Raw genomic sequence first — 14,833 nt, 5'->3', positions numbered from 1 at the left:
CTGCAGGGGGGACCCTGTGGGAGAGTAGGACGCCGCCGAACAATTCTTCAGAAGAACCCCCATCCGGGATCCGGATGGGGGTTCTTCGCGTTTCCCGGCGATTGTCAGAGCTTGAGTTTGAACCCGACGTGCGAGGCCGTGAAGCCGAGCCGCTCGTAGAAGCGGTGCGCGTCCGTGCGCGTCGCGTCGGAGGTGAGCTGGACGAGGTCGGCGCCGAGTTCCCGGGAGCGGTCGACGGCCCAGCGGATGAGGTCGGTGCCCAGTCCGCTGCCGCGTTCCTCGGTGTGGATGCGGACGCCCTCGATGATCGTTCGGGTGGCGCCGGCCCGGGAGAGGCCCGGGACGACGGTGAGCTGCAGGGTGCCGACGGTGCGGCCGGCCCGGTCGGCGACGACCAGGTGCTGGTGGGGGTCGCCGTCGAGGCGGGCGAAGGCGGCGCGGTAGGGGGTGAGGTCGTCGGGGCTCTCGCGGGTGGCGCCCAGTGGGTCGTCGGCCAGCATGGCCACGATCGCCGGCAGGTCGTCGGCGGTGGCCCGTCGGATCGTCAGAACAGCCGTTTCAGTCATGATCAGAGACTAGAAGCATGTGAGGCGGCCACCACACCCTGTCTACGCCCGTAGCACCCCTTCACGGCCCTTCTGAAGGGCCGTGGGTCCCGAGGGGCGTGGGCCCCATCGGCCGTCACTCCCCGGGCTTGGTGCTGGTGATGACGGCGAAGACGGCGCCGTGCGGGTCGACCAGTTGGGCCAGACGGCCGACGCCGTGCACGTCCATGGCCGGGATCCGTACGGTCGCGCCGAGGGTGGCGGCGATGGCGAGGCTGGCGTCGGTGTTGGGGACCTCGAAGTAGGGGAGCCAGTGCGAGCCGGTGCCGCGCGCGGTGTGTTCGGGGCCGAGCTGCATGATGCCGCCGTGGGCGTCGTCGGTGCCGCCGCCGGCCGGGGTGAGGACGGTGTACATCAGCTCGCCGAGCGGGACGTCCTGCTCCTGCCAGTCGAAGACGGCGCGGTAGAAGGACTTGGCGCGTTCGGCGTCGACGCTGTAGCACTCGGCCCAGCAGAGGCTGCCCTCCTCGGTGACGAGGTCCAGGCCGCGGGTGTCGTGCGGCTGCCAGACGGCGAAGTCGGCGCCGGTCGGGTCGGTGCAGCCGGCCATCCGGCCCGCGGTGAAGACGTCGAAGGGGGCGTACCGGACGCGGCCGCCGGCCTGTTCGACCAGGGCGGTGGTGCGGTCGGCGTCCTCGGTGGCGAAGTAGAGCGTCCAGCCGGGCGGGGTCGCCTCGTCGGGGAGCGGGCCGAGGGCGGCGACGGTCCGGCCGTCGAGCTGGAAGAAGCCGTAGCCGCCGGCCTCGGGACCGGCCGAGTCGAAGGTCCAGCCGAACAGCGTGGTGTAGAAGTCGACGGACGCGCGGGTGTCGGGGCTGCTCAGGTCGAGCCAGTCCGGGGAACCGGGGCGGAAGTCGGTGTTGAGCATGGCGGCACTGCTCCTCGGACGGGGCCCGGGCGGGCGCGGTCGACGGCGGTCCCCCTCGGTCCCTCCCAGCCTGGCACCTCGGCCGGGGCGGTGCACGGCAGGCAACGGGTTCCGGGGCTGTCGGTACGGGGCGGTACGGTGCGTAGCGGCATTGATCCACCCGTACCGGTCGAAGGGGGTCCGGTGAGCAAGCAGGCGGCGCAGTCCGGGCAGCAGGTGCCGCACCAGCTCGCGCAGGTCGAGGGCGTGCTGGAGCGGATCACCTATGCCAACGAGGAGACCGGCTACACGGTGGCCCGGGTGGACACCGGGCGGGGCGCGAACGACCTGCTGACGGTGGTGGGCGCGCTGCTGGGGGCGCAGGTCGGCGAGTCGCTGCGGTTGCACGGGCGGTGGGGTTCGCACCCGCAGTACGGGCGGCAGTTCACGGTCGAGAACTACACCACGGTGCTGCCCGCCACCGTCCAGGGGATCCAGCGGTACCTGGGCTCGGGGCTGATCAAGGGGATCGGGCCGCGGTTCGCCGAGCGGATCGTGGAGCGCTTCGGGGTGGAGACCCTGGACGTGATCGAGAACGAGCCGGGCCGGCTGATCGAGGTGCCGGGGCTGGGGCCGAAGCGGACGAAGAAGATCGCGGCGGCCTGGGAGGAGCAGAAGGCCATCAAGGAGGTGATGGTCTTCCTGCAGGGGGTCGGGGTGTCCACCTCGCTGGCCGTGCGGATCTACAAGCAGTACGGCGACAGCTCGATCGGGGTGGTGCGCAACGAGCCCTACCGGCTGGCCTCGGACGTGTGGGGCATCGGCTTCCTGACGGCGGACCGGATCGCCCAGGCGGTGGGCATTCCGCACGACAGCCCGGAGCGGGTGAAGGCCGGCCTGCAGTACGCGCTGTCGCAGAGCACCGACCAGGGGCACTGCTTCCTGCCGGAGGAGCGGCTGATCGCGGACGGGGTGAAGCTGCTCCAGGTGGACGTCGGGCTGGTGATCGACTGCCTGGCGGAGCTGGTGGCGGCGGAGGGGGTGGTGCGCGAGGCGGTCCCGGGGGAGGGCGGCTTGCCGGTGACGGCGGTGTACCTGGTGCCGTTCCACCGGGCGGAGATCTCGCTGGCCAACCAGTTGGTCCGGCTGCTGCGGTCGGACGCGGACCGGATGCCGTGGTTCGGGAACGTGGACTGGCCGGTGGCGCTGGAGTGGCTGGCGAAGCGGACCGGGGCCGAACTGGCGCCGGAGCAGGAGCAGTCGGTGCGGCTCGCGTTGACCGAGAAGGTCGCGGTGCTGACGGGCGGTCCGGGGTGCGGCAAGTCGTTCACGGTGAAGTCGATCGTGACGCTGGCGCTGGCGAAGCGGGCCAAGGTGGTGCTGGCGGCGCCGACCGGCCGGGCGGCGAAGCGGCTGGCGGAGCTGACCGGGGTGGAGGCCTCGACGGTGCACCGGCTGCTGGAGCTGAAGCCGGGCGGGGACGCCGCGTACGACCGGGACCGGCCGCTGGACGCGGACCTGGTGGTGGTCGACGAGGCCTCGATGCTGGATCTGATCCTGGCGAACAAGCTGGTCAAGGCGGTGCCGCCGGGGGCCCACCTGCTGTTCGTGGGGGACGTGGACCAGTTGCCGTCGGTGGGCGCCGGGGAGGTGCTGCGGGATCTGCTGGCCGAGGGCGGGCCGATCCCGTCGGTGCGGCTGACCAGGATCTTCCGGCAGGCCCAGCAGTCCGGCGTGGTGACCAACGCGCACCGGATCAACGAGGGCAGGCCGCCGCTGACGGACGGTCTGGCGGACTTCTTCCTGTTCGCCGAGGACGACGCGGAGCGGGCGGCCGGGCTGACGGTGGACGTGGTGGCGCGCCGGATCCCGCAGAAGTTCGGCTTCGACCCGCGCCGGGACGTGCAGGTGCTGGCGCCGATGCACCGCGGCCCGGCGGGCGCGGGGAACCTGAACACCCTGCTCCAGGCGGCGGTGACGCCGGCCCGGGAGGGGTTGGCCGAACGCCGTTTCGGCGGGCGCACGTTCAGGGTGGGGGACAAGGTCACCCAGATCCGCAACAACTACGACAAGGGGCGCAACGGTGTCTTCAACGGCACAGTGGGAGTGGTGACCGCCCTGGCTGTCGACGACCAGCGGCTGACGGTGCTCACCGACGAGGACGAGGAGGTGTCGTACGACTTCGACGAACTGGACGAGCTGGCCCACGCGTACGCGGTGACGATCCACCGCTCGCAGGGCAGCGAGTACCCGGTCGTGGTGATTCCGGTCACCATGTCCGCTTGGACGATGCTCCAGCGAAATCTGCTCTACACCGCTGTGACCAGGGCGAGGAAACTGGTGGTGCTGGTGGGGTCACGCAAGGCGATCGGGCAGGCGGTCCGGGCCGTCAGCGCAGGTCGGAGGCACACCGCGCTCGACCATCGACTGACAGCTGGATGATTATCCAACGGGATGGTTGCCTCTAATGTTCTCTTGACGTGAAGAGATTTACGGCAGAGCCTAGGGTGGTGCCGATCTTGTCCGGTTCGTACCGGCTGCGGCGGCAGGTTTTGTAGGGGCGGGCCCTTTCGGGCCACCCCGGGTGCGCGACTGTCCTCCGGATGGGGGATGGTAGAGACAGTCAGGGCACCTTGGAAGAGGATTCATTTCGTCGGTGAGGAAGACGTGAGCGACAACTCGGTAGTACTGAGGTACCAGGACGGCGAGTACGAGTACCCCGTCGTCGAGAGCACTGCGGGCAACTCCGGCTTCGACATCTCGAAGCTGCTCCCGCAGACCGGCCTGGTCACCCTGGACAACGGCTTCGGTAACACCGCCGCGTACAAGTCCGCGATCACCTTCGTGGACGGTGACAACGGCATCCTGCGGTACCGCGGCTACCCGATCGAGCAGCTCGCCTCCGATGGCGGCTTCATCGAGACCGCGTACCTCCTGATCAACGGCGAGCTGCCCAACACGGACCAGCTGGCGGAGTTCAACCGCGAGATCACCCAGCACACCCTGCTGCACGAGGACGTCAAGCGCTTCTTCCAGGGCTTCCCGCGGGACGCCCACCCGATGGCCATGCTGTCCTCGGTCGTCGGCGCGCTGTCCACGTTCTACCCGGAGAGCCACAACCCGTTCGACGCGGCCCAGCGCCACCTGTCGACGGTCCGCCTCCTCGCCAAGCTGCCGACGATCGCCGCGTACGCGTACAAGAAGGCGATGGGCCAGCCCTTCGTCTACCCGCGCAACGACCTGAGCTACGTCGAGAACTTCCTGCGGATGACCTTCGCCGTCCCCGCCGAGGACTACGAGCTCAACCCGGTCGTCGTCAACGCGCTGGACAAGCTGCTCATCCTGCACGCGGACCACGAGCAGAACTGCTCGACGTCCACCGTGCGCCTGGTCGGCTCCAGCCACGCCAACCTGTTCGCCTCGATCTCGGCCGGCATCTCGGCCCTGTGGGGCCCGCTGCACGGCGGCGCCAACCAGGCCGTGCTGGAGATGCTGGAGAGCATCCAGAAGGACGGCGGCGACGTCGACGCCTTCATCACGAAGGTGAAGAACAAGGAAGCCGGCGTCAAGCTGATGGGCTTCGGTCACCGGGTCTACAAGGCCTTCGACCCGCGCGCCGCCCAGGTCAAGCTGCTCGCGCACGAGGTCCTCGGCCAGCTCGGCAAGAGCGACGAGCTGCTGGACATCGCGCTCAAGCTGGAGGAGCACGCCCTCAAGGACGACTTCTTCATCTCGCGCAAGCTGTACCCGAACGTGGACTTCTACACCGGCCTGATCTACCGCGCCATGGGCTTCCCGACCAGCATGTTCACCGTGCTGTTCGCGCTCGGCCGGCTGCCGGGCTGGATCGCCCACTGGCACGAGATGATCAACGACCCGACCAGCCGGATCGGCCGTCCGCGCCAGATCTACACCGGCACCGCGATCCGCGACTACGTCCCGCTGGACGCCCGCTGACCGTGGCGGAGCCGACCACCGGCCCGCGCGGAAGCTGAGAGGGGCCCGGCCGCTGTCGAGCGGCCGGGCCCCTTCGCGTCCCGGTGGCGCGCCCGAGGGCCCGCGCGGGGACGGAACCGTACGGCGCACGACTCCGGGGTCGGCCGCAGCCGGGGACGGCCGCTCAAAGCGTCCCAGGCCCGCCAGGACCCCGGCGTCGTGCGCGAAGGCCGTCGGGTTCGACGACCGTTCCCGGGGCCCGCCGGAGCCCCGTCGGCGACAGTCCTGGAAGCGCGGGGACACATTGCCGTTCAGCGTGTCCCCGCCCATCGGAAAAACTGCCGCACTACCAACCTAAGACGTATCAGGGTGCGAGAAGTTACGCCCGGGGGGTGTGAGCTGCCTCTCGCCACGCTCCGTGTGCGTGTCGTACCACGCCCATATCACACCTTCGCTCGCGCGGGACGTCACCCTCCCCGCAGTCACGGCAACCGAGCGTGATAGGAATCGTGGCATTCCGGTACGGACCGTCGCGCACATTCGCCGCGCGACGGCGGAACTGGGGAGGGAGTGCGCAGATGGCCAGGAACGTCGTCGTCACCGGCGGTGGCACGGGAATCGGGTACGAAGTCACGCGGCGGTTCGTCGAGGCCGGCGACCACGTGGTGATCGTGGGGCGCCGCCGGGAGGTCCTGGAGAAGGCCGCGGCCGACCTCGGACCGAACGTCACCCCGCTGGTGTGCGACCTCGCCGACCCGGACGCCGTCGAGGCCGCGCTCGCCGAACTGCCCGAGCGCATCGACGTCCTGATCAACAACGCCGGCAGCCGCGAGACCGTGGTCGGCGGCGGGCCGCACGCCCTGCTGGCGCGCTGGCGCGGCGACTTCGAGCGCAACGTGCTGACCGTGGTGCTGCTCACCGAGTCGGTCCGCGACCGGCTCACACCGGGCTCCGGCCGGGTGGTCACCGTCAGCTCCATCGCCGCCCTGCGCGGGGCCGGCTCGTACGGCGCGGCGAAGGCCTCGCTGCACGCCTGGAACCACTTCCTGGCCGCCCAGTTGGGCACCTCGGGCATCACCGCCAACATCGTCGCGCCGGGCACCGTCGCGGGCACCGAGTTCTTCGGGCCGCGGCTGGACGAGGCCGAGGTCGCCCGCCGGGCCGCCCGCACCCTGCTCGGGCGGATCGGCGAGAGCGGCGAGGTCGCGGCGGCGGTGCACTTCCTGGCCTCGCCCGAGGCCGGGTTCATCACCGGCGAGATCCTGCACTGCAACGGCGGCGAGCTGCTGGGGCGTTGAGCCGCCGGGACGTTCGGGCGCCGGAACCCCGGGGCGCCGGGCGTCGAGACATGCCGCAGGCCCCGACCGGAACCGGTCGGGGCCTGCGGCGTGTACGGGCTCAGGCGGGCCGGAAGCGGCGCAGCCGCAGGCTGTTGGTGACCACGAAGACCGAGGAGAAGGCCATCGCGGCCCCCGCGATCACCGGGTTGAGCAGGCCGGCCGCGGCCAGCGGGATCGCCGCCACGTTGTAGCCGAAGGCCCAGAACAGGTTGCCCTTGATGGTGCCCAGGGTCCTGCGGGAGAGCCGGATGGCGTCGGCCGCCGAGCGCAGGTCGCCGCGGACCAGGGTGAGGTCGCCGGCCTCGATGGCGGCGTCGGTGCCGGTGCCCATCGCCAGGCCCAGGTCGGCCTGGGCGAGCGCGGCCGCGTCGTTGACGCCGTCGCCGACCATCGCCACGACCCTGCCCTCGGCCTGCAGCCGCTTGACGGTGGAGACCTTGTCCTCGGGGAGCACCTCGGCGATCACGTGCTCCGGAGCGATGCCGACCTCGGCCGCCACGGCCTCGGCGACCAGCCGGTTGTCGCCGGTCAGCAGCACCGGGGTCAGGCCCAGTGCGCGCAGCTTGCCGATCGCCTCGGCGCTGGTCGGTTTGACCGCGTCGGCGACCTCCAGCACGGCCCGCGCCTCGCCGTCCCAGCCGACCGCGATCGCGGTGCGGCCGGCCGCCTCGGCGGCGGACTTGGCGCGGGCCAGGGAGGGCGGCAGGTGCTGTGCACGGTCGGCCAGCAGGGCCTCACGCCCGGCGACCACCGTGCGGCCCGCCACGACGCCCTCCACGCCCCGTCCGGGCACGTTGCGGAAGTCCGTGACGGCGGGCAGTTCGCCGGCCTCGGTGGCGGCCTCGGCGACCGCCCGGGCGATCGGGTGCTCGGAGGCGTGCTCGACGGCGCCGGCCAGTCGCAGCGCCTCGGCCCGGTCCACGCCCTCGGCGGTGTGCACGGCGACCAGGGCCATCCGGCCGGCGGTGACGGTGCCGGTCTTGTCGAGGACGACGGTGTCGACCTTGCGGGTGGTCTCCAGCACCTCGGGGCCCTTGATCAGGATGCCGAGCTGGGCGCCGCGGCCGGTGCCGACCATGAGCGCGGTCGGGGTGGCCAGGCCCAGGGCGCACGGGCAGGCGATGATCAGCACGGCGACGGCGGCGGTGAAGGCCTCGGTGGGGCTGTCGGTGGCCAGCAGCCAGACCACCAGGGTGGTCAGGGCGATCAGGATGACGACCGGGACGAAGACGGCGGAGATCCGGTCGGCCAGCCGCTGGGCGGCGGCCTTGCCGTTCTGGGCCTCCTCGACCAGCCGGGCCATCCGGGACAGCCGGGTGTCGGCGCCGACCCGGGTGGCCTCGACCACCAGGCGCCCGCCCGCGTTGACGGTGGCGCCGGTGACGGCGTCGCCGACGGTGACCTCGACCGGGACGGACTCGCCGGTGAGCATCGAGGCGTCCACGGCCGAGGCGCCCTCGACCACCACGCCGTCGGTGGCGATCTTCTCGCCGGGGCGGACCACGAAGCGGGTGCCGACCGTCAGCCGGTCCACCGGCAGCCGTACCTCCCGGCCCGCCCGCAGGACGGCGACGTCCTTGGCGCCGAGGTCGAGCAGGGCGTGCAGCGCGGCGCCGGCCCGGCGCTTGGAGCGGGCCTCCAGGTGGCGGCCGAGCAGGATCAGCACGGTGACGGCGGCGGCGGTCTCCAGGTAGAGCGTGGCGGAGGCGTCGGTGTCGCCGACGGACAGCGAGAAGTCGTGGTGCATCCCGGGCATGCCGGCGTGGCCCAGGAACAGGGCCCAGCAGGACCAGCCGAAGGCGGCCAGGGTGCCGAGCGAGACCAGGGTGTCCATGGTGGCGGCGCCGTGCCGCAGGTTGGTCCAGGCGGCGCGGTGGAAGGGCAGGCCGCCGTAGACCACGACCGGGCCGGTGAGCGCGAAGGCCAGCCACTGCCAGTTGTCGAACTGAAGGGCCGGCACCATCGACAGCAGGACCACCGGGACGCCGAGGACGGTGCTGATCAGCAGCCGGTCCCGCAGGGTGTCGGGGCGTCCGGTCGGAGCGGTCCGCTCGGGCTCGGGGGCGGCGGGCGCCGGCGGCGGGGGGACCTCGGCGGTGTAGCCGGTGCGCTCGACGGTGGCGATCAGCTCCTCGACCGTGGTGCCGGGGCCGAAGTCGACCCGGGCCTTCTCGGTGGCGAAGTTGACGGTGGCCTCGACGCCGTCCATCCGGTTGAGCTTCTTCTCGATCCGGGCGGCGCAGGAGGCGCAGGTCATCCCGCCGATCGACAGCTCGACCCGGTCCCGGGCCCCGAGGTCCGGGGTGGACGTGCTCATGCGGATCAGCTCCTCGGTCGGGCGGCCGGCGGGGGCGCCGCGGCGGCCCCCACCGTGCCGGGTGGGTCAGGCGCTGCGGCCGACCAGCTCGTAGCCGGCCTCGTCGATCGCGGCGCGCACCTGCTCGTCGTCCAACGGGGCGGCGGAGGAGATCGTCACGGTACCGGCCGTGGAGTCGGCGGCGACCCCGGTGACCCCGGCCAGCGCGGAGACCTCCTCGCTGATCGCCTTCTCGCAGTGGCCGCAGCTCATGCCGGACACGGTGTAGGTGATGGTGGTGGACATCGGAGGCCTCCGGGAGGTCCGGGCGGCCCGGGTGTTCGTCCGGGACGCGGCGCTGGCAACGACTCTTGCGACAACACCATACCCCTCTAGGGTATTCCCGGAGGCGGTGGGGCGGAATGCTCCGCAGCGCGGGGAGCCGGGCCGGTCGGGCCTCCTCCGTGATCGTCCCTTATGTTCGATATGTGTTTCCGCTCCGCCGCGCCCAGTCTCCCTCGGCCCCCACGGCAGCCGGACTGCCGCCGGACCGGCAGCGCGGCGCCCTGCTCGCCGCCGACCTCCAGGACGTCCCGTTCTGGCGGCGCGCCACGCCGGCGCTGATCGCCGTCCTGCTGGTCGGGCTCGCGGACTTCCTCTCCGGCAAGGACCGCTACCTGGCCCCGCTGATGACCGTGGTGCCGACCGTCGCGGCGCTGACCCTGAAACCCGGCGAGCTGCTCCTGGTCTGCGCGCTCGGGCTGGTCACGGTGTTCGGGCTCAGCCACTACGACGAGGTCGACAACATCAACGACGCCCGCTTCCTGTACGGGGCGATGGTCAGCTACGTCGTCCTGACGCTGTTCTCGGCCTGGGTCGCCAAGATCCGGATGCGGCGCGCGGCGGCCTTCGCGGCCGTCAGCTCCGTCGCCGAGGCCGCTCAGCGGGCGCTGCTGCAGCTGCCCGGGCCGACCGTCGGACCGCTGCGGCTCGCGGTGCGGTACGTGTCGGCGGCGGACGCCTCACGGATCGGCGGCGACCTGTACTCGGTGCTGGAGACGCCGCACGGCACCCGGGTCGCGGTCGGGGACGTCCGGGGCAAGGGGCTGGCGGCGGTGCAGACCGCGGCCGTGGTGCTGGGCGCGTTCCGCGAGGCGGCGTACGACGAGACCGGGCTGCGGGGCGTCGCGGCGCGGATCGAGGCCAGCGTCGAACGGCACGTGCCGGACGGGGAGTTCACCACGGCACTGTTCGCGGAGTTCCGTACGCCGGGGGCGATGGAACTGCTGCAGTACGGCCACGTGCCGCCGATCCGGGTGGACCCCGAGGGGCGGGCGCAGGTGCTGCACGCGCCCGACCCCTGGGTGCCGCTGGGCCTCGGCCGGCTGGCGGCGGGGGAGCCGACCACGTGGGGGCAGCCGTTCGGCGAGGAGGACGTGCTGGTGCTCTGCACGGACGGGGTGATCGAGGCGCGGCACCGCACGAGCGGGGAGTTCTACCCGCTGGCGGAGCGGGTCGGGCCGCTGGTGGGGGGAGCCGCGCGCTCGGCGGGGGAGCTGGAGGCCGCGGTGGGCCGGGTGTACGCGGACCTGCTGGCGCACACCGGCGGGGAGCTGCGGGACGACGCGTTGCTCCTGCTGATCGCGCGGACGGACGGGTGAGGGACGGCGCTCAGGCGGCGGTGACGTCGGCGGTGACGTCGGCGAGGGTGCGGAAGACGAGGGCCGTGGAGGTGGCGCCCGGGTCCTGGTGGCCGATGCTGCGTTCGCCCAGGTAGGAGGCGCGGCCCTTGCGGGCCCGGAGGGGGACGGTGTCGCGGGCGCCCTGCTCGGCGGCGTCGGCGGCCGCGGCCGCCGACGCGGGAAGGCCGGCGCCGGTGGCGGCCGCCGCGCGGAACGCGGCGACGGCCGGGGTCCAGGCGTCCACGATGGTCTTGTCGCCGGGTTCGGCCTTGCCGAGGAGGCGGACGGCGTCCAGGCCCGCCGACAGGGCCTCGGCGACGTCGGCCGGCCCGGCCGGTTCGGGCAGGGCGGCGCCGATGGCGCGGAAGGCCTTGCCGTAGAGCGGGCCGGAGGCGCCGCCGACCTTGGAGATGAGCGTGCTGCCGGTCCTGGTGAGGACGGCGCCGGGGCCGGCCGGCCGGAGGCCGTCCAGGGCGGTCAGGGCGGCGGCGAAGCCGCGCCGGAGGTTGCTGCCGTGGTCGCCGTCGCCGATCGCGGAGTCCAGCTCGGTGAGCCGGGACTGCTCCTTCTCGACGGCCGCGGCGATCGCTCGGATCCAGGCCTCGGCCAGCGGGGTGTCGAAGTCCATCGGGTCTCCTTCGGTGCGGCTCAGCGCTTCAGGGCGGGGGTGTCGACCGGGGCGTCCCAGAGTTCCAGCAGCTGGGCGTCGGCCTTGGTGAGGGTGAGCGAGAAGCCCGCCATGTCGAGGCTGGTGACGTAGTTGCCGACCAGGCTGCGGGCCACCGTGATGCCGCGCTCGGCGAGCCTGGCGGCGACCTCGCCGTAGACCACGTACAGCTCCAGCAGCGGGGTCGCGCCGAGGCCGTTGAGCAGGGCGATCACCTCGTCGCCCGGGGTCAGGTGGTGGTCGGCCAGGACGGTCTCGACCACCTCGGCGGCCAGCTCGCGGGCCGGGCGGAGCTTCTCCCGCCGGCGGCCGGGCTCGCCGTGGATGCCGACGCCGACCTCGATCTCGTCCTCGGGCAGGTCGAAGCCGGGCTTGCCGGCGGCCGGGACGGTGGCCGCGGTGAGCGCGATCGCGAAGGAGCGGGAGGCGGCGTTGACCCGCTCGCCCAGGGCGGCGACCTCGTCCAGCGGGGCTCCGCGCTCGGCCAGCGCGCCGGCCGTCTTCTCCACCAGCACGGTCGCGCCGGTGCCCCGGCGCCCGGCCGTCCAGGTGGAGTCCTCGACCGCGACGTCGTCGTTGACCAGGACGGTGCGGACCTCCAGGCCCTCCTCGGCGGCGAGTTCGGCGGCGAGCTCGAAGTTCATCACGTCGCCGGTGTAGTTCTTCACCACGAAGACCACGCCGGCGCCGTTCTCCACGGCCTTGGCGGCGGCCAGCATCTGGTCCGGGACGGGCGAGGTGAACACCTCGCCGGGGCAGGCGGCGTCGAGCATGCCCGGGCCGACGAAGCCGCCGTGCAGCGGCTCGTGGCCGGAGCCGCCGCCGGAGATCAGCGCGACCTTGGGACCGGCCGGGCGGGCGGCCCGGGTGATCACCCGGTTGGGGACGTCCACCGCCAGCTCCGGATGGGCGGCGGCGATTCCGGCCAGCGCGTCCTCCAGGACGCTCTCCGGGGTGTTGATCAGCTTCTTCAACGCTCTTCGCTCCCTTGGTGACCGGGGTGAGGACGCCACGGCGGTCGATGCCGTCGACCCGACGCTACGCCAGACGGGGATGGGGGGCACGGGGTGCGACACGCGGGATTCCGATCACTCTCCCGGAGCAGTCGGTTCCGGCCGTAGGGTCGGCCGCATGAGTGAGAACGTGGGCATTGTTCTGGTCTCGCACAGCGCCCGGCTCGCGGAGGGGCTGCGCGAGCTGCTCGGCGAACTCGCCCCGGACGGCGTGCGGGTGGTCGTCGCGGGCGGCACCGAGGACGGCGGGCTCGGCACCAGCTACGACCTGATCGCCGGGGCGATCGCGCGGGCCGACGCCGGGGCGGGCGTGGTCGTGCTGCCGGACCTCGGCAGCTCGGTGCTCACCGCCGTCACGGTGCTGGAGGACGAGCCGCGCCCGGGCGTGCGGCTGGCGGACGCGCCGTTCGTGGAGGGCGCGGTGGCCGCCGCCGTCACCGCCTCGACCGGGGCGGACCTGGCCGAGGTGGTCGCGGCGGCCGAGGACGCGCGCGGGTTCAGGAAGCTCTGACCGCCCGGCGCAGGGCCGCCCGGCGCAGGGCCGCCCGGGGCCGGGCCGGACGGTGCGGGCGCGCCCGGCGTCCGCTCACTTGGCGTCCGCGTAGCAGTCCACCACCGCCGTGCTGAGCGGGAAGCGCACCGGGGTGTCGCCGAACACCAGCCGGCGGGCCTCGTCGGCCGCCTCGGCGACGGCGGCGGCCACCTCGTCGGCGAGGTTCGCCGGGGTGTGCACGACCACCTCGTCGTGCTGGAAGAACACCAGGTGCGGGCGGTCCGCCGGGCCGGACGCCGGCAGGTCGTTCAGCCGGCGGCGCAGCGCGGCGAGCAGGGCCAGCGCCCAGTCGGCGGCGCTGGCCTGGATGACGAAGTTGCGGGTGAACCGGCCGCGGGCCCGGGCGGTGCGGCCGCCGGCCTCGCCCGCGGCGTCCCCCTCGGTGAGGTCGAGGAAGTCGGCGGAGGCCGGCGGGCAGACCCGGCCGAGCCGCGAGGCGACCACGCCGCCGTCCTCGCCGGTGCGGGCGGCGGCCTCGACGTAGCCCATCGCGGCCGGGTAGCGCCGGTGCAGGGTGTTGAGCAGCGGGCCGATGTCGCCGCTGGTCTGGCCGTACATGGCGCCGAGCAGGCCGAGCTTGGCCTTGTCCCGGTCGCCCTGGAAGGCGTGGGCGGCGAGGGCCTCGTACAGGTCGCCGCCGGCGGCGGTGCGGGCCAGCCCGGCGTCCTGGGAGAGCGCGGCGAGCACCCGGGGCTCCAGCTGGGCCGCGTCGGCGACGACCAGCAGCCAGCCCGGGTCGGCGACCACGGCGCGGCGCAGGATCCGCGGGATCTGCAGGGCGCCGCCGCCGCGGCTGGCCCAGCGGCCGGAGACCACGCCGCCGACCACGTACTCGGGCCGGAAGCGGCCGCCGCGGGCCCAGGCGTCCTGCCAGGCCCAGCCGTGCGCGACGTGGATCCGGGACAGCTCCTTGTAGCGGACCAGCAGCTGCGCGGCCGGGTGGTCGATGCCCTTGAGCTCCCAGGAGCGGGTGGAGCCGAGCTGGATGCCCGCCTCGGCGAAGGCGCGCAGCACCTGGGTGTGGGAGTCGGGGTTGAAGGGCTTGGCGCCGAGCGCCTGCTGGAGGTCGACGGCGAGCTCGGCGAGGATCCTGGGCTGGGTGCCGGGGACGGTCGGGCGGGGGCCGAGCAGCTCGGTGAGCAGGTGGTCGTGGACGTCGGCCCGCCAGGGCAGGCCGTCGTGGGCCATCTCGGCGGCCACCAGGGCGCCGGCCGACTCGGCGGCGACCAGCAGCCGGAACCGCTGCCGGGCGCCCGGGTCGGCGAGGGCGGCGATCCGGCGCTGCTGTTCGGCGTGGACGGCGACCACGGCCGCCAACGGGTCGGCGCCGGGCGGCAGTTGCAGCCGGTCGGGGGCGAACAGGGTGTCCTGGCCGTCGTCGGCGTCGGACAGGCCCGGTTCGGGCAGGTCCGCCGGGACGGGCAGGCCGCGCAGCCGGGCCCAGGCGGCGCCGAGCGACCGGGGCGCGCCGAACCGGCCCTCGTGCGCCAGCAGCAGCGCCTCGACCAGCCGCAGGTCGTGGCCGCGGGCGAGCCGGTCGGGCAGCTGCGGCAGCAGCGGGGCGTACCCGGAGTCGGTGGCGGCCCAGACCCAGCGCGGGTGGTCGGCGGCCTCCCGGGCGGCGACGGCGGTGGCGAGGTCGCGGACGGTCTCCGGCGGGCCGAGCGGGGCGCCCGCGTCGTCCAGTGCCTGGAGCCGGCCGCCGGGGCCGTGCGGGTCGGGCGCGAGGGCGGTCCTGGGCGCCACGGGGGCTGCTCCTCTCCGGCGCGCGGTCGGGCGTGCGGGGACGGGTACGGGGGGTGCGGGCCCGCGGGCGGGCGCGCGGCGGCCCGCGACCGACGGGCCCGCGCCGTCGACGTTAACGGGTGGGTGTGACAACGCGTGGCAGGCGGGC

At 73.6% G+C, this 14,833-nt stretch carries 12 protein-coding genes; 5 read left to right on the top strand and 7 right to left on the bottom strand.

Translation table 11 applies throughout. The features are described 5' to 3' along the window. Positions 1–104: 104 nt before the first annotated feature. On the bottom strand, positions 105–566 hold the full coding sequence (locus tag ACZ6EM_RS26660) for a GNAT family N-acetyltransferase (protein ID WP_465773398.1): 462 nt from the start codon (positions 564–566) through the stop codon (positions 105–107). A gap of 115 nt (positions 567–681) precedes the next feature. Then, positions 682–1,473 carry a VOC family protein gene (locus tag ACZ6EM_RS26655; RefSeq protein WP_401049641.1) on the bottom strand — a complete coding sequence of 264 codons (792 nt, stop codon included), beginning with the start codon at positions 1,471–1,473 and terminating at the stop codon, positions 682–684. Positions 1,474–1,656: 183 nt separating this feature from the next. On the opposite strand from ACZ6EM_RS26655, the gene recD2 reads away from it, so the two are divergent. From recD2 to ACZ6EM_RS26640, 3 genes are all read left to right on the top strand, one after another. Beyond that, a complete protein-coding gene (gene recD2 / locus ACZ6EM_RS26650) occupies positions 1,657–3,894 on the top strand; it encodes an SF1B family DNA helicase RecD2 (RefSeq protein ID WP_465773397.1) in 2,238 nt (745 codons plus the stop codon). 225 nt (positions 3,895–4,119) lie between these two features. Then, positions 4,120–5,409 (top strand): citrate synthase, encoded by a 1,290-nt coding sequence (locus tag ACZ6EM_RS26645; protein ID WP_401049637.1) that lies wholly within the window; start codon positions 4,120–4,122, stop codon positions 5,407–5,409. 557 nt (positions 5,410–5,966) lie between these two features. Further along, positions 5,967–6,686, top strand: coding sequence for an SDR family NAD(P)-dependent oxidoreductase (locus ACZ6EM_RS26640; RefSeq protein WP_380550267.1), 720 nt, complete (start codon positions 5,967–5,969; stop codon positions 6,684–6,686). A gap of 100 nt (positions 6,687–6,786) precedes the next feature. Here ACZ6EM_RS26640 and ACZ6EM_RS26635 read toward each other — a convergent pair whose 3' ends face one another. Further along, complete coding sequence (locus ACZ6EM_RS26635) at positions 6,787–9,045, bottom strand: heavy metal translocating P-type ATPase (protein ID WP_465773396.1); 2,259 nt, start codon at positions 9,043–9,045, stop codon at positions 6,787–6,789. A 66-nt stretch (positions 9,046–9,111) separates the two neighbouring features. After that, positions 9,112–9,330, bottom strand: a complete 219-nt coding sequence (locus ACZ6EM_RS26630; protein WP_380550273.1) for a heavy-metal-associated domain-containing protein — start codon at positions 9,328–9,330, stop codon at positions 9,112–9,114. 182 nt (positions 9,331–9,512) lie between these two features. Here ACZ6EM_RS26630 and ACZ6EM_RS26625 point away from each other — a divergent pair, with 182 nt between their 5' ends. Then, positions 9,513–10,685, top strand: coding sequence for a PP2C family protein-serine/threonine phosphatase (locus tag ACZ6EM_RS26625; protein WP_452180204.1), 1,173 nt, complete (start codon positions 9,513–9,515; stop codon positions 10,683–10,685). A gap of 10 nt (positions 10,686–10,695) precedes the next feature. Here ACZ6EM_RS26625 and dhaL read toward each other — a convergent pair whose 3' ends face one another. Together dhaL and dhaK are read right to left on the bottom strand one after the other, a co-directional pair. Next, positions 10,696–11,334 (bottom strand): dihydroxyacetone kinase subunit DhaL, encoded by a 639-nt coding sequence (gene dhaL / locus ACZ6EM_RS26620; protein WP_401055566.1) that lies wholly within the window; start codon positions 11,332–11,334, stop codon positions 10,696–10,698. 20 nt (positions 11,335–11,354) lie between these two features. Beyond that, on the bottom strand, positions 11,355–12,347 hold the full coding sequence (gene dhaK, locus ACZ6EM_RS26615; RefSeq protein WP_359910555.1) for a dihydroxyacetone kinase subunit DhaK: 993 nt from the start codon (positions 12,345–12,347) through the stop codon (positions 11,355–11,357). A gap of 157 nt (positions 12,348–12,504) precedes the next feature. Between dhaK and dhaM the strand changes: the two genes are divergently transcribed. Further along, positions 12,505–12,897 carry a dihydroxyacetone kinase phosphoryl donor subunit DhaM gene (dhaM, locus tag ACZ6EM_RS26610; protein ID WP_359910558.1) on the top strand — a complete coding sequence of 131 codons (393 nt, stop codon included), beginning with the start codon at positions 12,505–12,507 and terminating at the stop codon, positions 12,895–12,897. 75 nt (positions 12,898–12,972) lie between these two features. Here the strand turns inward: dhaM and ACZ6EM_RS26605 are convergent, their stop codons facing one another. Continuing rightward, complete coding sequence (locus ACZ6EM_RS26605; RefSeq protein ID WP_401055342.1) at positions 12,973–14,685, bottom strand: bifunctional 3'-5' exonuclease/DNA polymerase; 1,713 nt, start codon at positions 14,683–14,685, stop codon at positions 12,973–12,975. Positions 14,686–14,833 lie beyond the last annotated feature (148 nt).

Source organism: Kitasatospora sp. NPDC041917 (genome assembly GCF_055589745.1).
This window is presented reverse-complemented; position numbering and strand designations above follow the sequence as displayed.